Here is a 23,850-nt window from a genome sequence, read left to right on the forward strand (position 1 = left end):
TGAATCCACTTTTCCGGGGCTGTCGAGAGTCAACGAATCGTTAAGACGAAATAAATGTTGTCCCAAGGAAAAACGGACTCGTTTCGATGATGAAAGTTGAGTCCGAAACGAGAACGGAGCAACTGATCGTCAGCGCGCGGGCTCGGCGTGGCTGATGACGCGCTTCACGGACGGAAATGCGCGGCGCAGGGCGCGTTCAATCTCATCGACCTTTCCATGGACGTCGATGACGCTCATTGAAGGCACCGCACGGCAGTGGAAGTTCACGATCTCGCCGGCATCGGTATCGCGCACCCGTACGTTATGAACGTCATGGATCGCGCCGCTCTCGGCCGCGTAGCGCGACAGCGCCTGCTGGATGGCTTCGACGCGGTCCGCGCTGGCGTCGGTGCCGTGGGGAAGCTCCGGCTCAAGCGGCTCGATGTGGGTATCGACCTCGACATCGGCGCCGAATTCATCGCGGATGGCGTGTTCGAGCCCGTGGGCGATGTCGTGGGCTTCGTTCAGCGGCATGTCGCCATCGACTTCGAGGTCGATGCTGACGGTCAGCTTCTCGCCAAGGTCGTGCACGGTCACATGGTGGATTGCGAGGCCCGAGTTGCGCGCGATCACCATGATACGTTCGCGCACGCTCTCATTGTTGCGCGCGACGGGCACCGCGGTGAAGGTCAGGTCGGCGTCATGAAGCGCGCGGGTCACCGCATCCTGCGCCTTGCGCTTGATGCTGTCGATACGGTCGATGGGGTAGGTGCGGGGCACCTGTACCGCCGCATCGACGAAGTGCCGGGCGCCGACCATCCGCACACGGAGCCGCTCAACAGCGACCACGCCCGGAATAGCCCGGATGGCGTCCTCTGCCTTCTCCGACGCGCCGTCGGGCGCGCGGTCGAGCAGCGTCTCGATGGTCGACTTGCCGAGCCGCAGTCCCAGAATAGAAATCAGCACCGCGACTGCGATGGCCGCGCCGGCGTCGCCCCAGGCATAGCCGAAAGCCGCCAGCCCAAGGCCGATGATCACGGCAAATGAGCCGAGCACGTCGGAGGCGAAGTGCAGGGCATCAGCTTCCAGCGCCTGACTTTTGGTCTCCATGGCTGTCTTGTGGAGCGTCCGCGCGCGCCAGAAGTTCACCACGATGTCCACGACGAGAACGACGAAAGGCAGGGCAGTCAGTGTCGGCGGTGCTACGTCCTCCCGCAGGCGGCTGTAGGCCTCGACCACGATGCCGCCGGCCAGAATGTAAAGCAGGGCGATCACACCCAGTGCGGAGAGGCTTTCGAGCTTGCCGTGGCCGTAGTGATGCTCGGCGTCGGCGGGCTTGTCCGACACCCGCACCACGACCCAGGTGACGACGGTGGCGATCAGATCGACGGACGAATGCAGCGCCTCGGAAATGAGCGCAAGGCTGCCGATGGCTACGCCCACGACGAATTTGATGGCTGCCATGCTGGCGCTGGCGACAATCGATATCGCGGCTACTCGTTGCTTGACTGCGCTCATCGGCTCCTCAATGCGCGCCTCTTGTCACGTCCCTGCGGCGAAGGTCAACGCATGAGTTCGCGATTCAAAATGCGTATCATTCGCAGGAAGGATAGTAGGTCAGAGCTTGAGGACAATCTTGCCGAAATGCCTGTTGGCGGACATGTAGTCCACAGCCTGCGCAATGTCGCCGAACGGGAAGATACGGTCGATCGGCAGCTTCAGCTTGCCGGATACGACCGCGGGCCAGATGTCCTGCTTTACGGCCGCGAAGATGTCGCGGATTTCCTCGATCGAGCGGGAGCGGAAGGTCACGCCGATATACTGGATGCGGCGCGCGGCGTGCAGATCGAAATCGAAGTCGCCATGGGTGCCGCCAAGCCGCCCCACGTTGATGATGCGCCCGAGGACCTTCGTCGCAGCGAGGTTCTGGTTCGCGAGCTTGCCGGAGACCTGATCGATGATGACATCGACGCCCGCGCCGCCGGTGGCCTTCAACACCTGATCGACCCATGCGGGATCGTTGGAATCGATCGCGAGATCCGCGCCCCACTCGGTGAGTTGCGCGCGTCGTTTCGGATCGGTGGACGAACCGATCACGAGCTTCGCGCCTTTGAGCCTGGCGATCTGCTGCGCCATCAGCCCGACGCCTGAACTCGCGCCCTGGACGAGCAGGTTCTGACCCGGCTGAAGCGCACCGTTGGTAACGACCGCGTTGTGCATCGTGGTCAGCGCCAGCGTCAGCGACGCCGCCTGCTCGAAATCCATCGACGCCGGAATGGGAAACATGCGGCCGTAGTCGGTGACGGCATATTCCGCGTAGCCGCCGGGACCAGAGCCCATCACGCGGTCGCCGACTTTCATGCCTTTTGCGTCAGGGCCGAGTTCAACGATTTCGCCGGCCCATTCCATGCCGAGCACAGTGCCGACGCCGCCGGCTGCGCCATGGGCATGCCCTCTGATCATGCCGAGATCCGCCCGGTTCATGCCGCAGGCGTGAACCTTTACCAGAACCTGCGGGCCCTTCGGCACGGGCTTCGGGACGTCGGTGATCGCCGCGCCGTTCGCGCCGTAGACATAGGCTTTCATGAGATTGTTCTCTCGATCGTGCGAACTCGGATGAAGCCAAGGTATAGCAGTAGTTTCAAGGCTCACAAAAGGTGGGTAGCGCGCGGCGCTCGGCAATAACGGCTGGCAATAGCTGATAGATCCCAGCTTTTTAGTAACGTGATGTCGGCAGAATCAGTCAGAAACGCGTCACTGATTTTTCCCGGTCGGCCTTCGGACGCCACCGAACTTGCGGAAGAAGCGATGATCCTGCGGATAGCCTTTCTGGTGCTCGTGTGGTCGTGCGTTCTGCCTTTCGCCCAAGGGCAGGCGCAGAAGGCGTCGGCGCCCGCGAAGCGCGAACTGGTGGTCGGCGTCAACAATGCGCCGCCGTTTGCGATGAAGGGCTCCGACGGCGCCTGGTCGGGTCTCAGCATCGAACTCTGGCGGCAGGTCGCGAAGGCGACGAACCAGACGTTCCGGTTCGTCGAAGTCGAGGACATGCCCGAATTGATTCAGGGGACGGCGTCCTCGCGTTTCGATATTGCGGTGGGAGCCATCACCGTCACTGTCGATCGCGAAAAGATTCTGGATTTCACGCAGTCTTACTATTCGACAGGCACCGGCATCGCCGTTCCCATCGTCAGTGTGATGAACTGGGCGACACTCCGCCGCGCGATGACGTCATTCAATTTCATCCAGGCCGTTGCTGTGTTGATAGGGCTGACGCTGGTGGCTGGTATTCTCGTCTGGTTGCTGGAGCGGCGGCAGAACGAATATTTCGGAGGCGGCATCACCAAGGGCATCAGCTCCAGCGTGTGGTGGTCGACGCTGGCGATGACGCAGCGATCGTCGGCGGAAAAGGGTCCGCAGACCATTCTCGGCCGGAGCGTCGCAACTATCTGGCTGGTGGTGTCGGTCATCACCATTGCGGTTTTTACAGCCGGCGTCACTTCGGTGCTGACGACTTCGCAAATCCGGGGAACGATCTATGGCGCCTCCGACCTCGCATCGGTGCGTGTCGGCACGGTCAAGGGGACATCATCCGAAGGCGATCTTCTGCGGCGCAAGCTCAAGTTCCAGCCTTATGATACGCTTGGCGACGGACTGAAGGCCTTGCGTGCAGGCCGTATCGACGCGTTCGTTTATGACAAGCCGCTGCTGACATGGGCCATCCGGCAGGGCTTCGCGTCTCGGCTCAAGGTGCTGGACATTTCCATCGAGGCGCAGAACTACGCGTTCGCGTTGCCGCCCGACAGTCCGCTGCGAAAGTCGCTGTCGATTGCGATCCTGGACGCCATACAGAAAGAGTCGTGGATCGAGGCGCGCATCCGCTACCTCGGAGAGGACTCTCTGAGTTCGCCCTGAGCACTGCGGTTCTCACGCGATCGTGTAGCCATTTGGCTTGGTTATTGCGCTGCGCATATGCCGCATGCGGCATCGCCGGTGCAGGCCGAGCCTATTCCGGGCTACATACCGGTCTCACACCGCGCGCGAACCGCCTCAGGACACTTCGCGAAATGGACGCTATTTCGGCGAAGCTGCCTCCCGTAATCGATGGTCTTCCACCGGAAACCAGACGCTGGGCGGTGTTTGCGATCTTCACCGCTCTGGCCATGTCGGCGCTGGACACCGCCATTGCCAACATCGCGCTTCCGGCGATTGCAGCCGATCTCAGCACAACGCCCGCCGATGTCATCTGGGTCGTGAACGTCTACCAGATCGCGATGGTCGCGACCCTGCTGCCGCTCGCGGCGCTCGGCGAAATCGTCGGCCATCAGCGGATCTACCTTGGCGGACTCCTGCTGTTCACGGTTGCATCGCTGGCGTGCGCCCTGGCGTGGTCGTTGCCGACGTTGCTGATTGCGCGCGTTCTGCAAGGGTTGGGCGCAGCCGGCGTCATGAGCGTGAACACGGCTCTCGTCAGATTCGTCTATCCTTCAAGACTTCACGGACGCGGTTTTGGCAACAATGCGCTTGTGGTCGCGACCGCATTCACGCTCGGCCCGGCGCTGGCGTCGGGCATCCTGTCCGTGGCCTCTTGGCCGTGGCTGTTCGCGATCAACATTCCGTTCGGCGTGGCCGCCATGCTGATCGGCATCAAGACGCTGCCGCAGACGCCGCGCGCGGCCCACGCCTTCGATTTTCCCGGCGCACTGCTGACGTCGGTCAGCCTGTGCCTCTTTATCCTCGGAATCGGCAGCGCCGCCCACAAGGCGCCGATGGGCGTTGTCGTCATCGAGCTCGTGGGTGCGGTTATCTTCGGTGCGTGGCTGCTTTACAGGCAGGCGGATCATCCGGCTCCCATGCTGCCGATCGATCTGTTTCGCAGGCCGATGTTCTCCCTGTCGGTCGCGACCGCTGTCTGTTCGTTCGCAGTGCAGGGGCTCGCCTTCGTGTCGCTCCCGTTCTACTTCGAGGACGTTCTCCACCGCACCCAGGTCGAGACCGGATTCTTCATGACACCGTGGTCGATCGTCGTCGCCATCATGGCGCCCATCGCAGGGCGTCTGTCGGATCGTCATCCCGCAGGTCTGCTGGGCGGATTGGGGCTTCTCATGCTCGGGATCGGAATGGCGCTGCTGGCCATGCTGCCGGCCTCACCGAGCGTTGCCGACATCGTCTGGCGCATGGCGATCTGCGGCTGCGGGTTCGGTTTTTTCCAGTCCCCGAACATGAAAGCCATCATGGGCAGTGCGCCTGCCGGGCGCAGCGGCGGCGCGAGCGGCATCGTCGCCACCGCGCGGCTGATCGGGCAGACTCTGGGCGCGGCCCTGGCTGCGCTATGTTTCGCGCTCGCCGGTCATCACGGCGCGACTGTCGCGCTCGCGCTCGGGGCCGGTTTCGGCGCGCTCGGCTGCATCATGAGTTTTCTGCGGCTCGCTGTGCGTTGACGCTCTGAATTTTCCGGCTTACCGGTTGTTCAAAGAAACAATGGTCAAGGGAGATGCGAGTGTCAGATCAGCCGGTGCTTCTGAAGGTCGATGGACCTATTGCGCGCATTGTTTTCAATCGTCCCAAGGTTCTGAACGCGCTGAGCGTGGATGCGGCGGACGCGTTTCTGAGCGCCTGCAAAAGCGTCGCCGCCGATAAGGAAAACCGTGTCGTCATCATTGCAGGAGAGGGGCGCGCCTTCATGGCGGGCGGCGACATCTCCGCGTTTCAGGGACCGGCTGACGAAGTGCGCAGGCATGTTCCGACGATCATGGAACCGCTGCATGAAGGACTCGAAATTCTGGCGGGGCTGCCCCAGCCGGTGATTGCCAGCCTCCACGGCGCGGTCGCTGGAGCAGGCATGAGCATCGCGCTTTCGACGGATCTCGCGATTGCTGCGGACACCGCGATCTTCACGCTGGCCTATTCCAAGCTTGGCACGAGCCCTGACGGCTCGTCGTCATGGTCGCTGCCCCGGCTGGTCGGCCTGCGCAAAGCGCTGGAGATTGCGCTGCTGTCGGATGTTTATGATGCCGCGGAAGCGCTGCGGCTGGGTCTCGTCAATCGCGTGGTGCCTGCGGCCGATCTCGCCAGCGAGACCGAGAAGCTGGCGCGACGTCTCGCGGAGGGGCCGACATTCGCCTATGGACAGGCAAAGGCGCTGCTGCGCGGCTCGCTCGACAACTCCTTGCACGATCAGATGGAGGCTGAGGCGAAGGCGTTCGGCGCATGTATCGGTACGAAGGACTTTACCGAAGGCGTCAACGCGTTTCTCGCCAAGCGACAGCCGACATTCACCGGCAAATAACTAGGCCGCCGGGGATGCCGCCGCCGCAGGTTTCTGCGGCGGGCCGATCAGCAGCTTGGTGAGCCAGCGCCGGCTCGGATTTTCAACCACCGCATAGGACACGCGGCCCACAGCAAGCACCAGCAGTGAAATCGCCGCCACCAGGAAAAGCTGCGGCGCGAGGCCGATGGTCTTCGACACTTGCGAGATGAGGATCATCCCCACCGCGTAGTGATAAAGATAGATCGAGTAACTGCACTCGCCGATCCAGACCAGCGGGCGAATTTCAAAAATTCTCATTGACGTCGGTTTTGTTGCGAGAAACCAGAATAACGTCAGAAAAAACAGCGCAGCGGCGCTGGCAAAGACCGGATCTCGCCCGATCATCGCGTAGTTTGTGCTGACCCGCGCGATCAGCGCATACATCATGGCGAGCATGATAAGCGCTGCGCCTTTGGCGAGCCGTTCCTTGTACAGTTCGTAGAACACTGCACCGGCCGCGAACCACGGCAGGTAATCAGGAATGAACAGCGCGTCATAGACCCCGTTGTATCCGGGCATCGCGCGCCGCAGCAGGGCGCGGGCGATATAGACGACGAGTGTAAAGATGACGATGTTGCGCGCGAGTTTCTCCCGCGAGAAAAGCCAGAACAGGATCACCGCGATCACGTAGAACCGGATCTCGACCACCAGCGACCAGTAGACCCCGGTGACGTAATCCACCTTCGGAAACCAGCCGGACCACAGCGACGGCGGCGTCAGCGTGAGCGACGGCAGGAAATTCGGCCAGAACTGGCGGCGGTGGAGGGCGAATGGCGCATCGGACCAGTTCAGCAGAAAGAATGTGAGAATCGCAGAAACAATCAGCGCGGGCCAGATGCGCGCGAATCTGCGGATCACGAAATCAATCACCGATCGCGACGATTCCAGAGTCATCGCGATGACAAAGCCCGAGATGATGAAGAACAGTTCGACGCCCATGTAGCCGTACTTGAAGATCAGGACGCTGCTGAACGTCTCGCCGTACGGGTACAGCGTCGATTTATAGTAGAACGACTCGAGATGATAAAAATAATGAAAGCCCATCACCAGCAGGATGGCCACGCCGCGCAAGCCGTCCAGGGCTCGGAGTCGTTGGCTGACCATAGGTTATCCGCTCTGCTAATCGGTGACGGCGCAATATAACCGGAAATTCCATATTCGGATTTCGTCTACGGCACCCTCTTTGTCAATTTGCACAGTTGCAACGATGCCAATCGAATTCCGGCATCCGCATGCTCTTGCTTTTCGTCGCGGCGAACACCTCGGCCGCGGTTGTTCAATGCCGGGATGGGAGGGCGACATTCTCCAGCAACTGCAACGGGATCAATCAAAAGCCATTAGGTTGGTCTGCATTGTCGGACAAGACAACAAAAGTGAAATTTGGCCGACGAATTTTCGCAATGCAGCAAAAAAGTCGCTGCTAGCAGCCCATTGACGAGCACAAGACACACCCCTACCAATTGTCCGACAATCAACATCGGGCTTTCATGTCGTCGACGTCCCCGAATTTCAAGCGCATCGAAGTCGCGCCCGCCTATCAAAAGGTGGCTGACGCGATCGAGCGTGAAATCGTCAACGGCCGGATCAAGCCCGATGATCCGATCGGGACCGAATCCGAACTGGTTCAACAATTCGGCGTCAATCGTTCGACGGTTCGCGAGGGAATCCGGGTTCTCGAGGAAGGCGGATTGATCCGGCGGGATTCAAGCCGCCGTCTGTATGCGTGCCTGCCGCGATACAACAAGCTCGCAAGCCGGCTGAGCCGCGCGCTTGTGCTGCACGAAGTCACGTTCAGGGAATTGTTCGAGACCGCGATGATCCTCGAGGTTGCCGCGATTGAGTACGCGGTTAATCACGCCACCGACGAGGACATCGCCGAGATCGCTCTCAACATTGAGAAGACCGAGCAATCCATTGCCAATCCCGCGGCGTTCGCCGAACTTGACGCCGAGTTTCATATCCTGATTGCAAAAGCCTCACACAATCGCGTGCTGCAACTGGCGCGCGAGCCGGCCGGTCTGCTGTTCTTTCCGACCACCGAGATGGTGGTGCGCAATGTTGCCGAAGGCATGCCGCGTCTGATTGCCGCACATCATCATCTGCTCGATGCGATCCGGAAGCGCGACAAGCAACACGGTATGATCTGGATGCGGCGGCATGTCGAAGACTGGCGGCGCGGCTTTGAGCGGGCCGGCAACTCGCTCGATCGGCCGGTGGAGCGGATGTACATGGAACATGCGCTGCTGGCGCAGCAGAAGCGATGAGGACAGCGATTTAAAAAACACTTGGCCACAAGAGCGCTGAAGCGCCAGGCAAATCAAAAGGGGAGGTCATGGTGACAGGGTTGGGGAATCCGGTGCATCCGGATATCGATAGGCCGATCGCGCGGAGCGCGGCATGACGATGCGTGATCGCGATCCGCTGTCGTCCGCCGAACTGAACGTCAGCAATCTGTCGCTGGCTTTCGGCGGCCTGAAGGCGCTGACGGATGTTTCGTTTTCAGTCGCGCCCGGATCGATCACGGCGGTGATCGGCCCGAACGGCGCGGGCAAGACATCGCTGTTCAATTGCATCTCCGGCTTCTATCGGCCATCCACCGGCATCATCGCGTTCGGCGGCGAGGACATCAGCAAACTGCATCCCCCGGCGCGAGCCAAGCTCGGCCTGGCGCGCACGTTCCAGAACATCGCGCTGTTTCGCGGCATGACTGTGCTCGACAACATCAAGCTCGGCCGCCATGCCCACATGGAGACAAATGTCTTCGATGCGCTCTGGTACTTCGGCCGGGCAAAACGCGAAGAGCTTGAACTGCGCTCCGAGATCGAGCGGCGTGTGCTTGACTTTCTTGAGATGGAACACATCCGCGATCAGCCGGTGGCGTCGTTGTCCTACGGCCTCCGTAAGCGTGTCGAACTGGCACGCGCGCTTGCGATGCGTCCGCGCATCCTGATGCTGGACGAGCCGGTCGCAGGCATGAACCGCGAAGAAACCGAGGACATGGCCCGCTTCATTCTCGATGTGAAAGAAGAGTGGGGCGTCACCATCCTGATGGTCGAGCACGACATGGGCCTTGTGATGGACATCTCCGATCACGTCGTCGTGCTGAACTTCGGACAGGTGATTGCAGCCGGCAAGCCGGCCGAGATCCAGAACAACCCCGATGTCATCTCGGCCTATCTGGGTTCGGGCGATGTTGGCGAATTGTCGCGGCGTATTGCGGGCGAGAAGGCGGCGTGATGGATTGGCTCTTTCTCATCGAGATCGTGCTCTCGGGCCTCGGGTCGGGCGCATTGCTGGCGCTGACCGGCATCGCGTTCGTCCTGATCTACAAGGCCACCAAGGTGCTGAATCTCGCGGTCGGCGAAATGCTGATGCTGTGCGCGTATTTCTTCTTCGGACTGACTGCTGCGCTCGCGCTTCCGGTCTGGCTTGCGATCATTCTGACGGTGATCGGCGGCGGCATTCTCGGCGGCGTGATCGAGCGCGTTTTGATCCGGCCGATGCTGGGCGAAAGCCCGATTTCGGTGTTCATGGTGACGGTCGGCCTCAGCTCTGTTCTGATCGGGTTCGTCGAATTCGTCTGGGGAAGCGATCCTGCAACGTTGCCGAACTTCCTGCCGTCGAAACCGATCTTTATCGGCAGCGCTTACGTCTCCCCGAAGATTGCGGTGAGCTTTGTGGTCGCGACGATCTTGATCGCGGTGTTCCTTGCGGTTTTCCGGACATGGCGCGGCGGTGTCGCGCTGCGCGCCACTGCCACCGATCAGGGGGCGGCATTCTCTTGCGGCATCAATGTCCCAGCGGTGTTCTCGGTCTCGTGGATCGTCGCCGGAATGGCGGCAGCGGGCTCCGGGATCCTGATCGGTTCGATCGGCGGGATTTCGCCGACCATGGGTGTGTTCGGTCTGTCGGTGCTGGTCGCTGTCATTGTCGGCGGTCTGGACTCCATTGCCGGCGCGCTTGTTGCGGGTCTGGCCATCGGTGTTGTCGAGGCGCTGGTTGGCACCTATCTAGGCGGGGAGTTCAAGCTGCTCGTGACCTTCATCATTCTCGTGGTTGCGCTGATGATCCGTCCTTACGGATTGTTCGGCACTGTTGAAATCGAGCGACTCTGATGCGTATCGGCGCCATCCATCAAACCTACGCCCAGGCGGAAGCGCTGTTCGACACCAGCGTGCAACGGTTCATGCTCGTGCTGCTGTTCGCAGGGCTCGTGCTGTTTCCGTTCTTCGCCGATCAGTACTGGATCTATCTCGCCTGTCTTGTCCTGATCCATATCGTCAGCACGACCGGGCTTAACATTCTCACCGGCTATACCGGCCTTGTCAGTCTGGGGCAGGCGGCCTTCATGTCGGTCGGGGCCTACACCGTCGCCATTCTTGAAATACGGGTGGGTACGCCGTTCATTATCAATCTCGTCGTGGCGGGATTTGTCGCGGCGGGCGTCGGCATGGTGGTCGGCATTCCGAGTCTGCGCGTGAAGGGGCTTTATCTCGCCATCGCCACCATCGCAGCGTCTTTCATTCTCCACTTCCTGTTTGCCAACGGACCGGCAATTCTCGGTGGAACGCAGGGGCTCAGCATGCCACCTGCGCGGTTGTTCGGATATGATCTTGCGCGTCCGTTCCAGTTGTACTGGCTCTTTATGCCGCTTACGGCGCTGTCGGTTCTCGCGGCGGCCAACCTGTTCCGCACCCGTATTGGCCGGGCCTTCATCGCCATCCGTGATCGCGATATTTCCGCGGAAGTGCTGGGCATTCCGCTGCTGAAGTACAAGCTGCTGTCGTTTGCGCTGTCGTCATTCTATGCGGGCGTCGCCGGCGGAATGTGGGCTTACTTCTTCCGTGTGGTCACGCCGGAAAGCTTCCCGCTGATCTATTCGGTGTTTTTCCTTGCCGCGGTGATCGTCGGAGGGATGGGCACCATTCTCGGCGCGATCCTCGGCGCTATCTTCATGACCATGGTGCCGGAATTTCTAAAGATCGCGGTTTCCTACATGACCTTCATTCCGAATGCGGTGGCGCAACTGTCACCGATCCGGACAATCGTTTTCGGCTTGCTCATCATCGGGTTCCTGCTGTTCGAGCCGCAGGGCCTTGCCGAAATCTGGCGCCGCGTGCGGCGCTTCTTCCATCTGTGGCCGTTCAAAAAATAGTATGCAGGGAGAAACAACAATGAATATCCTTCCAACGCGGCGGAAGCTTCTGTCGTACGCAGCCGCGGGCTGTTTTGCTTTAGGCTTTAACGCACCAGCTCGGGCCGCCGACGACATCGTGATCGGCGCATCGATGCCGATGACCGGCGTGTTCGCCTTCGCAGGGATCGCGCTGAATAATGCCTTCCAGGACTATGTGAAGATCGTGAACGATGCCGGCGGCATCAATGGCCGCAAGGTCAAGTATGTCGCTGAAGACACCGGTTACAAGGTCGATAATTCCGTGGCGGTGTTCAATCGCATCACCAGCCAGGAGAAGGTGAGCCTCTACTACGGAGACTCCACCGCGTTCTCCAAGACCATCAACGCCGAACTCAGTCGCCGCGGCGATATCGTCCTGGCCGGCGCGTCGTTCGCGACCGAGCTGAACGATCCGAAGAATTTCCCGTACCAGTTCATCGCGGGTCCGGATTATTCGGAAATGATCGGCATTTTGCTTGAATATATCGCGAAGACGAAGCCGGGCGCCAAGATCGCTCTGGTCAACTCCGATACCGAATTCGGCCGCGATCCGATCGCGCCGACCGAAAAGCGGGCGGCGGAGCTCGGCCTCAAGGTCGTTGAGAAAATTGCCACGCCGCCCACCAGCGTCGACGTCTCCACCGAAGTTCTCAAGCTGCGCCGTGCCGATCCCGACTACACGATCTTCCACGGCTACATTCTGGCCCCGCTGCCGGAATTCATGACCCAGGCAAAGCAGCTCGGCCTCAAGACCAAGTTCATGGGTACGTTCTGGTCGATGGACAATGCCATCTGGGCCAAGTCGGCAGACGTTGCTGACGGCTTCATGGGCGTGATGCCGTATCGCTACTATTACGACACGGAAGGCAAGTCGCCGATGCTGGAGAAGATCCGGCAGATCCGTCCGGAGTATCAGTCGACCGGCTACATGCAGGGCTTCCTGACCGCGATGCTGATGACCGAAGCGGCCAAGCGCACGCTTGACGCCAAGAAGGAGCTCACCGCGGCCAACATGAAAGCCTCGCTGAATTCGATCAAGGACTTCGACACCGGCGGCATCATCGGCGTGCCGATTTCGATTCCCGGCAATACCGTTCCTGTCGGCCGCGTCTATCAGTATGACGGCGCGAACAAGACCATGAAGCCGGTCTCCGACTGGATCAAGATCGCGAAGTAACGACAATGACCGCGGAAGCACTTCTCTCAGTCAACAACATCGAGGTCGTCTATAACAAGACGGTCCAGGTGCTCCGCGGCCTGTCGCTGAAGGTCGACAAGGGAGCGGTGGTCGCGTTGCTCGGCTCCAACGGCGCCGGCAAATCGACCACGCTCAAGGCCGTCTCCAATCTTCTCGAACTGGAAGACGGCAAGGTGACGACCGGCGAAATCCTGTTCAAGGGCGACACCATCTCGCGCTTCGCTCCGCATCAACTGGTGCGGAGCGGCCTCTTCCATGTGATGGAAGGGCGCAGGATCTTCGAGGACCTGACGGTCGAGGAGAATCTCACCGCCGCGACCTATGCGATGTCGGGGCGGGCAGGAGGCAGGACGCCGTTCGACCTCGTCTACACTTATTTCCCCCGCCTGTTCGAGCGGCGCACCGGACGTGCCGGATATCTGTCGGGAGGCGAGCAGCAGATGCTGGCCATCGGGCGCGCGCTGATCGCGCAGCCCGAGTTGATGTTGCTGGACGAGCCGTCGCTCGGCCTGTCACCAAAACTTGTGGAAGAGATTTTCACCATCATCGCGCGCATCAACCGTGAGCAGGGCGTCTCGATGCTGCTCGTTGAGCAGAACGCGGCGGTTGCCTTCGCTGTCTCCACGTACGGGTACATCATGGAGTCCGGGAAGATCGTGACAGATGGGCCAACGGAGCAACTGATCCGCGATCAGGATGTCCGTGAATTCTATTTGGGCGTCGGCGCTGCCAACGCCGAAGCAAAGGGCTTTCGCGGCATCAAGCACTACAAGCGCCGCAAGCGCTGGCTGTCCTGATCGAGGCGATAGGAAAAGCGCTGCAGATACGGTGAACGTTGGATTCGGAACACTGACATGACCGAGAGATTTCCCCAGATAACGTTGCCGCAGGCGCTGCGTGAGAACGCGCGCCGTCATCCCGATCGTGTGGCGATCCGGCAGAAGGAATACGGAATCTGGAATCCGTGCAGCTGGAAGGACTATTACGCGCGCGCCTGCCATGTGGGGCTTGGCTTCCGGGCGCTCGGACTGAGCGCAAACGGCCACGTCGCCATTCTGTCCGAGAACCGGATTGAGTGGGTGCTTGCGCAACTCGGGGCAAATATTGTCGATGGTGTCGCTGTCGGCGTCTATCCGACCAGCCCGGCCAACGAAGTCGCCTACGTCCTCGCGCATTCCGAATCCGAAATCATCGTGTGCGAAGATCAGGAGCAGGTCGACAAGGTTCTGGAGCGACGCGATGAGTTGCCGAAGCTGCGGAGCATCGTCGTCCTCGAAACCAAGGGGATCAGGGACTATCCGCCGGATCAGGTCATGTCGTTCGATGCGCTCGAAGCGCTTGGCGTCGAATTCGAAGCAACTCACGCTGGACTGACAGACAGCACCATTGACCGCCAGCAACTCTCGCAGATCGGACTGGTGATCTACACTTCCGGCTCGACCGGCAAGCCCAAGGGCGCAATGCTCAGCTACAAGAACATCCGGGCGCAGGCGATCGCGTCGACGGAGCGGCTGAGTCTTGACGCCTCAGAGAGCCTTCTGTCCTATCTGCCGCTATGTCACGTCGCGGAGCAGATGACGACGGTCATGGTGCCGGTTTATCTCGGTTCGCTGGTGAATTTTGGCGAGTCGATCCGAACCGTGCAGGAGGATCTTCGCGAGGTTGCGCCCAGCATGTTCCTTGGTGTGCCGCGCATCTGGGAAAAGCTCCACTCGTCGATCCACATCAAGCTGCTCGAAGCAGGGCGCGTTCGCCGCGCGCTGTTCGACTGGGCTTATGCTGTATGTGAGCCGTTCGCCGAAAAGAACCCGGCGGACAGGACGTTTGCGGAGAGGCTCAAGTTTACGCTCTCGTACTGGCTGATCTTCCGCGCGTTGCAGAATTTCATCGGTCTGCGGAAAACACGCATCGCGATGACCGGCGCTGCGCCGATCTCGCCTGCCATTGTGCATTTCTTTCGCACGCTGGGAGTGCCTTTGATCGAGGTCTATGGGCTCACCGAAAGTTCCGGCATTGCGCTCGGGCAGGTGCTTTCCGATCGCCGGGTCGGGACGGTGGGGCATGGCATTGACAAGATGGAAGTGAAGCTCGGCGCCTCCAACGAGCTTCTCATTCGCGGCGATACGGTATTCGCCGGATATTATCGCAACGAGGAAGCCACCAGGGCCGCGATCCGCGACGGCTGGCTGCATACCGGCGATGTTGCTGAGTTCACCGATGGCCACTTCCGTATCGTTGATCGTCTCAAGGACATCATGATCACCGCTGGCGGAAAGAACCTTAGTCCGTCCGAGATCGAGAATACGGTCAAGTCAAGTCCGTTCATCAAGGAATGCATCGTTATCGGCGAGGCCCGCAAGTTCGTCTCCGCGCTGATCCAGATTGATTATGATCTCGCGGGGAAGTGGGCGGAGGAGAAGGGGCTCGCTTATACAAATTTCAAGAACCTGACCGAGAATGCGAGTCTGCGTGAACTGATCCAGTCCGAGATCGACAGCGCCAACGCGAAGCTCGCGCAGGTCTCGCAGATCCGTCGCTTCTATCTGCTCACCAAGGAGCTGGACCACGATGATGACGAGGTCACGGCGACGATGAAGGTCCGCCGGGCCAACGTGCACAAGAAGTACGAGACCGAGATCGAAAGCCTTTATCGGTAGAACGTGTCGGCCGATCTTTAATCTGCCTGAGCCAGTTCGTTTGTTGCCGGAGACGCCGGTTGCGAGAGGGCGCTCAGATTGAAAGACTCTCCGCGCAATTGAGACAGGGTTTCCAGCGCCCGGTCGCGGTCTTCCTCAAGCAGTTTGCCGTGGCTCGCGGCCGCCGCCTCGGGGTCCCTGCGCTTGATGGATTCCAGGGTTGACGTCATCAGATCGGTCGCTAGTCGCCGCAGCTCCCGCGTCTGATAGTCGAGCGGCGCCTTCCAGATCGTCGTCCACACCGTCTGGTTGGCAAGATCAGTCAGAAGTTCGACCAGAAGCTCGTTGCCCGAGCCGCGCGCAACAGTTTTGACCGCGCGCGTCGTGACAAGTGCAAACGCCGCCGGATCGCCGGTTTCCACCAGCGCTTCCAACTCTGAGCAGCGCCTTGCGAGAGTTTCGACATAGCTCTCGATCGGTGCGGTTGCCATTGCGCGTACCGCCAGCATCGAGAGGGCCATGCGGACATTGAACAGATCGGCGATCGATTTCAGCGACAGAGGCCGCACGTAAGCTCCGCGCCGTGGCAGCAGCTCAACGAGGCGCCGGCGTTCGAGAATGCGAATAGCCTCGCGGATCGGGCCGCGGCTGACACCGAAGTCTCGTGCGAGATCCAGTTCGACGAGACGTTCGCCGGCCTTGCGGCGGCCAGCAACGATCTCCGCACCGAGTTCTTCGGCAACCTGATCCGGAATTGTTCTTGGCGCGAACTTTCGCTCGAGGTCGGCGTCGTTTGTTGCCTTCTGCATCCGAAGAGGCGCGTCCATTGCATTTTGCTCCGTGTAAGGACGTTCGCACATCGGACGGCCTCAGTCCCTTTTTTTACCGCTAAAGTCAATTGTTGACAATTGACAACTGATAACCTTGTATGGCCGCACGTCACCCCGAAATGCGAGCAGCGGCTCGTTTCGAGGGGAAAACGCCTCGCTTGGGCCCGAACTCGACCGGCTTCAGCAAACAAGAGCGGACGACCGTCATCCCCGGCACCAAGACCGGGCGAGGCAGGCAAGGGAGCAGAGTGATGAAGGCGCCGCGTGCGACGTTAATCCTTCGGGGTCCATCGACAGGGAAAGTCGATCGGGTTGATCCAGACGCCTCGGTTCGTCCCGTGCCGCAGCTCTCGAAGTTTCGCTCAATCCTTCCGTTCGTTTGACGTGACCGCGTGATGGTCCCCGTGACGGACTTGTCCAGTTCCACTGAGACGTGCACGCAATCTGCGCCCGCGCCACGATTGCTCGACGTGCGCGGTCTTTCGCTGTCCTTCGCGACCGGAGATGGCGAGTTGCCGATTACCAGGAATGTCAGCTTCTCGATCGCGCCGGGCGAGCGAGTCGGCATTGTCGGTGAGAGCGGCTGCGGCAAGACGGTGACGGGGCTTTCGCTGTTGCGGCTGCTGCCGCCGCAGTCCGCGCGCGTGAAAGGCGAAATCCTGTTTGAGGGCACCAATCTCGCGGGGCTTTCGTCACGTAAGATGCGAGCTGTACGCGGCCGCGATATTGCAATGATCTTTCAGGAGCCGATGAGCGCACTCGATCCGGTTTTCACCGTCGGTGATCAGATCAGCGAAGCCTATCGTGCGCATTTTCCCGTCAGCCGTGCGGAAGGGCGCGAACGCGCCATTGCCGCCCTGGCAGAGGTGGGCATTCCGGCGCCGGAGAGGCGCTGCGATGAGTATCCGCACCAACTGTCCGGCGGCATGCGTCAGCGCGTGATGATCGCGATGGCGCTGATCTGCAAGCCGAAGCTGTTGATAGCAGATGAGCCGACCACCGCGCTTGATGTCACCGTTCAGGCCCAGATCACCGATCTCCTGCGCTCCTTAAGCGAGCGTACCGGCACGGCGCTCATTTTCATCACGCACGATCTCGGCGTGGTCGCTGAAGTCTGCACCCGCATGATCACCATGTATGCAGGGGAGGTGGTGGAAGACGCGCCCGTCGATGACGCACTGATGCGCCCGCGCCATCCCTATACATCGGGGCTTCTGCGTTCGTTGCCCGGTCTAAGTCAGCGTCGCGGTGTTCTGCCTTCGATTCCTGGCCGCGTTCCGCCGCCGAACCGCATGCCTGCAGGTTGTCGCTTTCGCCCTCGCTGCTCCCATGCGGCCGCCGGTTGCGAGCGCGAGCAACCAATGATCGATGTCGAGCCGGGGCGCGGCGCGCGCTGTTGGCGTTCGCCCGATCTTGTCTTGCCGGGAGCGGTGAACTGATGACCGCGACGAAAAACATTCTGGCGGTACGCGATCTGCGTATCCTGTTTCCGACGCGCGACGGCCGCGAGACGGTCAAGGCGATCGACGGAATGGATTTCGATGTATGCGCCGGTGAGACCTTCGGCGTGATCGGTGAATCCGGGTCGGGCAAGACGACGCTGGGCCGCGCGCTGGTGTCGCTGATTGCGCCAACTCACGGACATATCCTGCATGACGGAATCGATCCGGCATCGCTCAGCACCGGCCAGTTCAGAAAGCACCGGCGCGACTATCAGATCATCTTTCAGGACCCGAACGCGGCCCTCAATCCGCGCATGACCATCATCGACAGCGTGATCGAGCCGTTGGAGGTGATGCGCGAAGGCAACGATTTATCGCGCCGCAGGCGCGGTATCGAAGCGCTGGAGCGGGTGGGGCTGTCCCCCGAAACGGCAGGCCGGTATCCGCACCAGCTCTCGGGCGGGCAGAAGCAGCGTGTCAACATTGCCCGCGTATTGACGCTCCGCCCGAAGGTCATTGTCTGCGACGAAGTCGTGGCCGCGCTGGATGTGTCCATCCGCGGCGACGTGCTCAATCTTTTCACCGATCTGCAGCGCGAGTTCGGGCTGACCTACGTTTTCATCACCCACGACATTTCCGTTGTTTCCCATGTCTCCGATCGCGTGGCCGTGACCTATCTTGGCAAGTTGATGGAGCTTGGCCCGACCGAAGATGTCATCGAGCAGCCGCTCCATCCTTACACGCGGGCGTTGCTGTCGGCGGAGCCGATTCCACTTCCGTCCACGATGCGGGTCGACAAACGGATCATTCTTGAGGGTGAGATCCCGAGCCCCGTCGCGCCGCCCTCCGGCTGCAGGTTTCGGACCCGCTGTCCCTCAGTGCAGCCGCGTTGCGCAGCCGAGGTTCCGGCCTGGCGTGAGTTGAAGCCAGGACACGCGGTTGCTTGCCACTTCGCTACCCCCGACGGGCCGCCACCGGACAATCAAGAAGCGTCAATTGCGCCATAACAACGGAAGGAAACGAAATGAGTAAATCCGATCACATGCTGGGCCTTTTACACCGTCGTGAGATGCTGGCGCTGATGGGAGGTGCCGCCGCCGCTGGTGCATTCGGTCTGCCGGCGCTCGCAGAGGCGCAAAAGAAGGGCGGCATCCTGAAAGTTGCCGCGCCTGCCAATCCGTCGTCGCTCGATCCGGCAACTGGTGGTGCAGGTTCCGATCACAGCATTCTCTGGACCATGTACGATACGCTGGTCGAGTGGGACTACGACACGCTCAAGCCGAAGCCCGGCCTTGCCAAATGGAACTACCCGGATCCCAAGACGCTGGTGTTCGATATCCAGAGTGGCATCAAGTTTCACGATGGCACACCGCTCGATGGGGAAGCCGTCAAGTTCAACATCGATCGCGGCCGCGCGGATCAGCGCTCGAACGTGAAGGCGGATCTCACGAGTATCGAGTCCGTCGAGGTCACCGGCCCGCTGCAGGTCACGTTGAAGCTGAAGAACGCGGACAGCGCATTGCCTGCGATCTTCTCCGACCGTGCAGGCATGATGGTATCGCCGACCAACATCAAGGCACTTGGCAACGACACTGACCGCAAGCCGGTCGGGGCAGGGCCGTGGAAGTTTGTGCGGTGGGCCGACAACGAAGCCATTGTAGTCGCTCGCAATGAGAGCTACTGGCGCCCGGGGCGGCCTTATCTCGACGGGATCGAATTCAATATTATTCCCGAGCTAGCGACCGCGCTGCGCTCGGTGGTTGCTGGCCAAAACGACATGTCGTTCGCGCTGCCTGCACGTCTGAAGCCGGTCATTGACCGGGCGAAGAACCTCACAACGGTGACGTCGCCGACGCTGTATTGCGTTCAGATTTACATCAATACCGCTCGTGCGCCCCTCGATAACATCAAGGTCCGGCAGGCGATCAATTTCGCGCTGGATCGCGACGCCTTCGTCAAGGCGACCATGGGAGGTCTTGGCGAACCGGCAAGGATGACCTTGCCGAGCACGCATTGGGCTTATGACAAGTCCATCGCCAATCTCTATCCGCACGATCCGGACAAAGCCCGCAAGCTGCTGGCGGAGGCCGGTTTCAAGGATGGTCTTGAACTGACCATCGGCGGCTACATGGATCAGGACTCGGTTCGCCGCGGCGAAGTGATCCAGGATCAGCTTGGCAAGGCGGGCATCCGGCTCAAGTTCACGCGCGGTACGATCGCGGAAATCAGCTCGCAGTTCTTCGCCACCGAGAAGAAGTTCGATCTTCTGGTGTCTGCGTGGACCGGACGTCCCGATCCAAGCATGACCTATGCGCTCGGTTTCGATAAGGGCGCCTACTACAACGCAGGCCGCCTTGCGGCACCCGAGCTGTCGGCGTTGATTCAGGAAAGCCGCGAAAGCGAAGACCTTGCGAAGCGCGCAGCGGTGTTCGCGAAGATCCAGCGATTCACCATGGAGAACGCGCTGTCTGCTCCGCTCGCCTTCCAGTTTGAACTCGACGCGCTCTCCGAGAAGGTCAAGGGCTTCAAGCCAAACCTGCTCGGCAAGCCGAAGTTCGAGAACATCTCGCTGGGATAATATCCTTGACGGCGCCGTTGCGATAAGCGCGGCGCCGGTCATTCGACCACGAGGGCATGGTCCGTCATGATTACCGCCGCAAAGCTCAGCATCATCGGTCGCCGTCTGTTGCAGACGGTGCCGGTGGTCGTGCTCTCGACCTTCATTGTTTTCGGCCTGCTGAAGCTGGTGCCGGGCGATGTCGCGGTAACGCTCGCTGGCGACAATGCATCGGAACAGCGGATCGCGGAAATCCGCGAGATCTACGGCCTCGACCGGCCGTTTCTCATCCAATACGGGGCGTGGCTCTGGAAAGCTGCGCATGGTGATTTGTCGAACTCGCTCATCTCAAGTGAGGCGGTCCTCACCTCGATCCAGCGGTGTCTGCCACACACGCTTCTGATCGTGACACTCGCGCTGCTGCTGGCGCTATTTATCGGAATTCCGCTTGGTATCGCGGCGGCCAGTAGGCCGGGATCATGGATCGACAGTTTCGTCATGGCGATCGCATCGCTGGGTGTTGCCGTGCCGAACTTCTGGCTCGGCATGTTGCTGGTGGCATTCTTCGCGCTGGAAATGAACTGGTTGCCGGCTACGGGGGCAGTGGCGTTCTCGCAGGATCCCTGGGGTGCGTTACGTCATGCGATTCTACCCGCGACAGCGTTGGCTTCCGGTGGCATCGCCGAGGTTGCAAGGCAGCTTCGCTCCTCGCTGGTCGAAATCCTGTCGTCGCAGCAGGTGCGCACTTTGCACGCCAAGGGCCTGCCGCCGTCGTCGATCCTGTGGCGGCACGGGCTGAAGAATGTCAGCGTTAATCTCCTCACGGTGGTGAGCCTGCTCGCCAATCGCATGCTTGCGGCAACAGTCGTCGTGGAGGCTGTGTTCGCCATTCCCGGTATGGGCAGTCTCATTGTCAATGCTGCGATGAACCGGGATTTTCCGGTGGTGCAGGGCGTCGTGTTCGCAATGGTCCTGATCGTGGTCACGCTGAATCTGCTGACCGACATTCTCTACAGCGTTCTCGACCCGAGGATTTCCTGAGATGGCGGATACGGTTGTCATCGTGGAACGCAAGCCAAGCTGGTTCGCTGGCTTCGGCCGCTGGTTTCGTTCTGATCTGCGGGGCGCTTTAAGCCTGTCGTTTCTGCTGATCCTGATCCTGATTTCGATCCTGGGGCCTTGGATTTCTCCCTATTCACCGACGTTGCAAGATCTCGATGCGGCTTTGTCGCCGATGACGGCAAAGCACTGGCTCGGCGCGGATGATCTCGGCCGCGATACGCTGAGCCGGCTGATCTACGGCGGCATGGCGTCGCTCTACGCAAGCTTTCTCGCCGTCGCCATCGCCGTTGCGATTGGCGTTCCGGTCGGTGTGCTGGCCGGCTATCTGGGAGGATGGGTCGACGAGGCGATCAGCCGCGTGGTGGATAGCTTCCTGTCGTTTCCAGCCATTGTGCTCGCAATCGCGGTCACGGGTGCACTCGGGATCGGCCTGACCAACGGCATGATCTCGGTCGGGATCGTATTCGCGCCACAACTGGCGCGGCTGGTCCGTGCGCGCACGCTGGTGGTGCGCAACGAACTCTATGTTGATGCGGCGCGTTGTTTCGGCGTTTCCACGGGGCGCATCCTCTGGCGGCATGTTCTGCCGAATGCAATTCAGCCGGTGATCGTCCAGGTCACGTTGTTGCTGGCCGCAGCACTGCTCGCTGAAGCAAGCCTCAGTTTCCTCGGTCTTGGCATTCAGCCGCCGGACCCGAGCTGGGGCGCGATGCTGGCGCGCGCTTACCAGAACATGGAGATCGCGCCTGAACAGATGTATCCGCCTGGGCTTGCGATTTTGTTCACGGCACTTGCGTTCAACACGCTGGGCGAGTCGATGCGTGTTGCGCTCGATCCAACCATGAAGCGCCGTTGATGATTGATTTCTGAAAGATAAGAAGGAAGACCGGAAATGGCCGCGCGCCTGGACGAAAAAGAATATCTGGAGCAGTTGCACGCCCTCTGGAACAAGACATGGCCAGAGGGAATCGCGCGAGCGCCGCAGTATCCGCACGGCGAGGTCGCGCTTACCGAATATCTGCGTGCCTGGGCGAAACGGCGGCCGCAGCGACCGGCGGTGATTTTCTACGGCCATGTGACGACCTATGCCGATCTCGATCAGCAAAGCGACCGGTTCGCAGCCCTCTTGCAGGCGAAGGGCGTGCGCAAGGGCGATCGCGTCGCCGTGTTTCTTCCGAACTGTCCGCAGTTTCACATTGTGTTCTTCGGTATCCTTAAACTTGGTGCGATCCATGTGCCAGTCAGCCCGTTGTCGCGCGCTTTCGAGCTCGCCTATGAGCTCAACGACACAGATGCCGAGGTCATCGTCGCGCTCGACCAGCTTGCGGCGACCGTCGATCAGGTGAGAGCGGTGACCAAGCTGCGCGAGGTCATCGTCACCAGCTTCGCCGATGTTATCCCTGCAAACCCCTCCATTCCGGCCCCGGATTCGATCACCGGCCCGCGCCTCGCGGTTCCGGGCGCGACCGATCTGCTGCCGGCTCTTGCTGCGATGCCTGCGCCTGTTCCGCTGCCGCCGGCCAGTCTCGATGACATTGCGGCGCTCAACTACACTGGCGGTACGACGGGCATGCCGAAGGGCTGTGTCCATACCCAAGGCGACATGGTCTATACGGCCGCGGCCAACCATGGCATTTCTGTCGCAGCCAATGAGGACAGCATCTTTCTGTCATTCTTCCCGGAATTCTGGATTGCGGGTGAGAACTTTGGACTGATTTTCCCGCTGTTCACTGGCGCGACGCTGGTGCTGCTGGCGCGTTGGGATGCGGTGAGCACACTTGCTGCTATCGACAAGTATAAAGTCAACATCACGGCGATGCCGGTGGATGGCGCGGTCGAGCTGATGGATCATCCGCGATTCAAGGAGTTCGACCTGTCGTCGCTGACGCAGGTCCGCGTGGTCTCGTTCGTGAAGAAGCTCAATCCTGACTATCGCAAGCGGTGGAAGGATCTGACGGGAACAGTTCTAACAGAAGCTGCGTATGGCATGACCGAAACCCATACGTCGAACACCTTCACGGCGGGTTTCCAGGACAATGATTTCGATTTGATTTCGCAGCCGATTTTCGTCGGACTTCCGGTGCCGGGCGCGGAGTTCAAGATCACGGACTTCCAGACCGGCGAACTCGTACCGCTTGGGAGCGAGGGGGAAATCCGCGTTCGCACGCCGTCGCTGCTCAAGAGCTACTGGAACAAGCCGGAAGCGACGGCAGAGTCTCTCGTCGATGGCTGGCTGCGCACCGGCGACATCGGATGCATCGATACCGAAGGGTTTATTCACTTCCTCGGTCGCCGCAAGGAGATGCTGAAGGTCAAGGGCATGAGCGTGTTTCCGCCGGAGATCGAGGCGCTGCTCGGACAGCATCCCGCGGTGCTGGGATCGGGTGTTGTCGGACGTGATGATCCCGAAAAGGGACAGGTGCCGGTGGCGTTCATTCAGCTCAAACCTGAGGCGATCGGAACGACCAGGCCGGAAGATATTCGTACATGGTGCGCGGAGCGGATGGCCGTCTACAAGGTGCCGGAAGTGCGGATCATCGACGCGTTGCCGATGACCGCGACCGGCAAGGTCAAGAAGCAGGAACTTGACGTGAAGGCGCCCGCCGCATCGTGAGTTGATCGCCAAATTATTCATCCGATGCGGTGTCACGATTGCCCGCACC

At 60.6% G+C, this 23,850-nt stretch carries 21 protein-coding genes; 17 read left to right on the forward strand and 4 right to left on the reverse strand.

Features of this window, described 5'->3' with window-relative positions:
• Window positions 1-129: 129 nt before the first annotated feature.
• Entirely contained in the window at window positions 130-1,497 is a 1,368-nt protein-coding gene (locus tag I554_RS0118760; RefSeq protein WP_029659622.1) for a cation diffusion facilitator family transporter, read from the reverse strand.
• 99 nt (window positions 1,498-1,596) lie between these two features.
• Window positions 1,597-2,565, reverse strand: a complete 969-nt coding sequence (locus I554_RS0118765; protein ID WP_024574056.1) for a zinc-binding dehydrogenase — start codon at window positions 2,563-2,565, stop codon at window positions 1,597-1,599.
• 141 nt (window positions 2,566-2,706) lie between these two features.
• Between I554_RS0118765 and I554_RS0118770 the strand changes: the two genes are divergently transcribed.
• The 3 genes from I554_RS0118770 to I554_RS0118780 all read left to right on the forward strand — a co-directional run bounded on the left by I554_RS0118770 (window position 2,707) and on the right by I554_RS0118780 (window position 6,265).
• The gene (locus I554_RS0118770; RefSeq protein ID WP_244432788.1) at window positions 2,707-3,891 is read left to right on the forward strand and encodes a transporter substrate-binding domain-containing protein; all 1,185 of its coding nucleotides are present in this window, start codon (window positions 2,707-2,709) and stop codon (window positions 3,889-3,891) included.
• Between the two features lie 152 nt (window positions 3,892-4,043).
• Window positions 4,044-5,417 (forward strand): MFS transporter, encoded by a 1,374-nt coding sequence (locus tag I554_RS0118775; RefSeq protein ID WP_024574058.1) that lies wholly within the window; start codon window positions 4,044-4,046, stop codon window positions 5,415-5,417.
• 59 nt (window positions 5,418-5,476) lie between these two features.
• Window positions 5,477-6,265 carry an enoyl-CoA hydratase-related protein gene (locus tag I554_RS0118780; protein ID WP_024574059.1) on the forward strand — a complete coding sequence of 263 codons (789 nt, stop codon included), beginning with the start codon at window positions 5,477-5,479 and terminating at the stop codon, window positions 6,263-6,265.
• Here I554_RS0118780 and I554_RS0118785 read toward each other — a convergent pair whose 3' ends face one another.
• Window positions 6,266-7,390, reverse strand: coding sequence for an acyltransferase (locus I554_RS0118785; protein WP_024574060.1), 1,125 nt, complete (start codon window positions 7,388-7,390; stop codon window positions 6,266-6,268). It lies immediately after the preceding gene.
• Between the two features lie 103 nt (window positions 7,391-7,493).
• Here I554_RS0118785 and I554_RS27360 point away from each other — a divergent pair, with 103 nt between their 5' ends.
• From I554_RS27360 to I554_RS0118820, 8 genes are all read left to right on the forward strand, one after another.
• Window positions 7,494-7,721, forward strand: coding sequence for a hypothetical protein (locus I554_RS27360; RefSeq protein ID WP_152528583.1), 228 nt, complete (start codon window positions 7,494-7,496; stop codon window positions 7,719-7,721).
• Between the two features lie 52 nt (window positions 7,722-7,773).
• Window positions 7,774-8,550: an FCD domain-containing protein gene (locus I554_RS0118790; protein WP_024574061.1), complete on the forward strand. Its 777-nt coding sequence runs from the start codon at window positions 7,774-7,776 to the stop codon at window positions 8,548-8,550.
• 133 nt (window positions 8,551-8,683) lie between these two features.
• Window positions 8,684-9,523 (forward strand): ABC transporter ATP-binding protein, encoded by an 840-nt coding sequence (locus I554_RS0118795; protein WP_024574062.1) that lies wholly within the window; start codon window positions 8,684-8,686, stop codon window positions 9,521-9,523.
• On the forward strand, window positions 9,523-10,401 hold the full coding sequence (locus I554_RS0118800) for a branched-chain amino acid ABC transporter permease (RefSeq protein ID WP_024574063.1): 879 nt from the start codon (window positions 9,523-9,525) through the stop codon (window positions 10,399-10,401). Before I554_RS0118795 ends, I554_RS0118800 begins: the two co-directional genes overlap by 1 nt.
• Window positions 10,401-11,441, forward strand: a complete 1,041-nt coding sequence (locus tag I554_RS0118805; protein ID WP_024574064.1) for a branched-chain amino acid ABC transporter permease — start codon at window positions 10,401-10,403, stop codon at window positions 11,439-11,441. The genes I554_RS0118800 and I554_RS0118805 overlap by 1 nt, the downstream gene beginning before the upstream one ends.
• 19 nt (window positions 11,442-11,460) lie before the next feature.
• Window positions 11,461-12,639, forward strand: a complete 1,179-nt coding sequence (locus I554_RS0118810) for an ABC transporter substrate-binding protein (protein ID WP_024574065.1) — start codon at window positions 11,461-11,463, stop codon at window positions 12,637-12,639.
• A gap of 5 nt (window positions 12,640-12,644) precedes the next feature.
• Window positions 12,645-13,457, forward strand: coding sequence for an ABC transporter ATP-binding protein (locus tag I554_RS0118815; protein WP_024574066.1), 813 nt, complete (start codon window positions 12,645-12,647; stop codon window positions 13,455-13,457).
• 57 nt (window positions 13,458-13,514) lie between these two features.
• Window positions 13,515-15,317, forward strand: coding sequence for an AMP-binding protein (locus I554_RS0118820; RefSeq protein WP_024574067.1), 1,803 nt, complete (start codon window positions 13,515-13,517; stop codon window positions 15,315-15,317).
• A gap of 17 nt (window positions 15,318-15,334) precedes the next feature.
• On the opposite strand, the gene I554_RS0118825 is transcribed toward I554_RS0118820, so the two are convergent.
• Window positions 15,335-16,123 (reverse strand): GntR family transcriptional regulator, encoded by a 789-nt coding sequence (locus I554_RS0118825; RefSeq protein WP_024574068.1) that lies wholly within the window; start codon window positions 16,121-16,123, stop codon window positions 15,335-15,337.
• 398 nt (window positions 16,124-16,521) lie between these two features.
• On the opposite strand from I554_RS0118825, the gene I554_RS0118830 reads away from it, so the two are divergent.
• The 6 genes from I554_RS0118830 (at window position 16,522) to I554_RS0118855 (ending at window position 23,801) form a co-directional block, all read left to right on the forward strand.
• Complete coding sequence (locus I554_RS0118830) at window positions 16,522-17,565, forward strand: ABC transporter ATP-binding protein (protein WP_024574069.1); 1,044 nt, start codon at window positions 16,522-16,524, stop codon at window positions 17,563-17,565.
• Window positions 17,565-18,575 carry an oligopeptide/dipeptide ABC transporter ATP-binding protein gene (locus tag I554_RS0118835; protein WP_024574070.1) on the forward strand — a complete coding sequence of 337 codons (1,011 nt, stop codon included), beginning with the start codon at window positions 17,565-17,567 and terminating at the stop codon, window positions 18,573-18,575. The genes I554_RS0118830 and I554_RS0118835 overlap by 1 nt, the downstream gene beginning before the upstream one ends.
• 17 nt (window positions 18,576-18,592) lie before the next feature.
• Window positions 18,593-20,146: an ABC transporter substrate-binding protein gene (locus I554_RS0118840; protein ID WP_024574071.1), complete on the forward strand. Its 1,554-nt coding sequence runs from the start codon at window positions 18,593-18,595 to the stop codon at window positions 20,144-20,146.
• Between the two features lie 66 nt (window positions 20,147-20,212).
• Window positions 20,213-21,166: an ABC transporter permease gene (locus I554_RS0118845; protein ID WP_024574072.1), complete on the forward strand. Its 954-nt coding sequence runs from the start codon at window positions 20,213-20,215 to the stop codon at window positions 21,164-21,166.
• Window position 21,167: 1 nt separating this feature from the next.
• A complete protein-coding gene (locus I554_RS0118850) occupies window positions 21,168-22,043 on the forward strand; it encodes an ABC transporter permease (RefSeq protein WP_024574073.1) in 876 nt (291 codons plus the stop codon).
• Between the two features lie 36 nt (window positions 22,044-22,079).
• Window positions 22,080-23,801 (forward strand): AMP-binding protein, encoded by a 1,722-nt coding sequence (locus tag I554_RS0118855; RefSeq protein ID WP_024574074.1) that lies wholly within the window; start codon window positions 22,080-22,082, stop codon window positions 23,799-23,801.
• The last annotated feature ends 49 nt before the right edge of the window (window positions 23,802-23,850 follow it).

The sequence above is a fragment of the Afipia sp. OHSU_II-C1 genome (assembly GCF_000497575.1).
In the GTDB taxonomy this organism is placed as follows: domain Bacteria; phylum Pseudomonadota; class Alphaproteobacteria; order Rhizobiales; family Xanthobacteraceae; genus Afipia.

What these genes read in the sequence shown, in the direction of transcription:
- I554_RS0118820 (WP_024574067.1), top strand. Translation starts at nt 13,515, where the DNA reads ATGACCGAGAGATTTCCCCAGATAACGTTGCCGCAGGCGCTGCGTGAG.
- I554_RS0118835 (WP_024574070.1), top strand. Translation starts at nt 17,565, where the DNA reads ATGACCGCGACGAAAAACATTCTGGCGGTACGCGATCTGCGTATCCTG.
- I554_RS0118775 (WP_024574058.1), top strand. Translation starts at nt 4,044, where the DNA reads ATGGACGCTATTTCGGCGAAGCTGCCTCCCGTAATCGATGGTCTTCCA.
- I554_RS0118815 (WP_024574066.1), top strand. Translation starts at nt 12,645, where the DNA reads ATGACCGCGGAAGCACTTCTCTCAGTCAACAACATCGAGGTCGTCTAT.
- I554_RS0118795 (WP_024574062.1), top strand. Translation starts at nt 8,684, where the DNA reads ATGACGATGCGTGATCGCGATCCGCTGTCGTCCGCCGAACTGAACGTC.
- I554_RS0118810 (WP_024574065.1), top strand. Translation starts at nt 11,461, where the DNA reads ATGAATATCCTTCCAACGCGGCGGAAGCTTCTGTCGTACGCAGCCGCG.
- I554_RS0118760 (WP_029659622.1), bottom strand. Translation starts at nt 1,497, where the DNA reads ATGAGCGCAGTCAAGCAACGAGTAGCCGCGATATCGATTGTCGCCAGC.
- I554_RS0118785 (WP_024574060.1), bottom strand. Translation starts at nt 7,390, where the DNA reads ATGGTCAGCCAACGACTCCGAGCCCTGGACGGCTTGCGCGGCGTGGCC.
- I554_RS0118770 (WP_244432788.1), top strand. Translation starts at nt 2,707, where the DNA reads ATGTCGGCAGAATCAGTCAGAAACGCGTCACTGATTTTTCCCGGTCGG.
- I554_RS0118850 (WP_024574073.1), top strand. Translation starts at nt 21,168, where the DNA reads ATGGCGGATACGGTTGTCATCGTGGAACGCAAGCCAAGCTGGTTCGCT.
- I554_RS0118800 (WP_024574063.1), top strand. Translation starts at nt 9,523, where the DNA reads ATGGATTGGCTCTTTCTCATCGAGATCGTGCTCTCGGGCCTCGGGTCG.
- I554_RS27360 (WP_152528583.1), top strand. Translation starts at nt 7,494, where the DNA reads ATGCCAATCGAATTCCGGCATCCGCATGCTCTTGCTTTTCGTCGCGGC.
- I554_RS0118855 (WP_024574074.1), top strand. Translation starts at nt 22,080, where the DNA reads ATGGCCGCGCGCCTGGACGAAAAAGAATATCTGGAGCAGTTGCACGCC.
- I554_RS0118830 (WP_024574069.1), top strand. Translation starts at nt 16,522, where the DNA reads ATGGTCCCCGTGACGGACTTGTCCAGTTCCACTGAGACGTGCACGCAA.
- I554_RS0118845 (WP_024574072.1), top strand. Translation starts at nt 20,213, where the DNA reads ATGATTACCGCCGCAAAGCTCAGCATCATCGGTCGCCGTCTGTTGCAG.
- I554_RS0118790 (WP_024574061.1), top strand. Translation starts at nt 7,774, where the DNA reads ATGTCGTCGACGTCCCCGAATTTCAAGCGCATCGAAGTCGCGCCCGCC.
- I554_RS0118765 (WP_024574056.1), bottom strand. Translation starts at nt 2,565, where the DNA reads ATGAAAGCCTATGTCTACGGCGCGAACGGCGCGGCGATCACCGACGTC.
- I554_RS0118805 (WP_024574064.1), top strand. Translation starts at nt 10,401, where the DNA reads ATGCGTATCGGCGCCATCCATCAAACCTACGCCCAGGCGGAAGCGCTG.
- I554_RS0118840 (WP_024574071.1), top strand. Translation starts at nt 18,593, where the DNA reads ATGAGTAAATCCGATCACATGCTGGGCCTTTTACACCGTCGTGAGATG.
- I554_RS0118825 (WP_024574068.1), bottom strand. Translation starts at nt 16,123, where the DNA reads ATGGACGCGCCTCTTCGGATGCAGAAGGCAACAAACGACGCCGACCTC.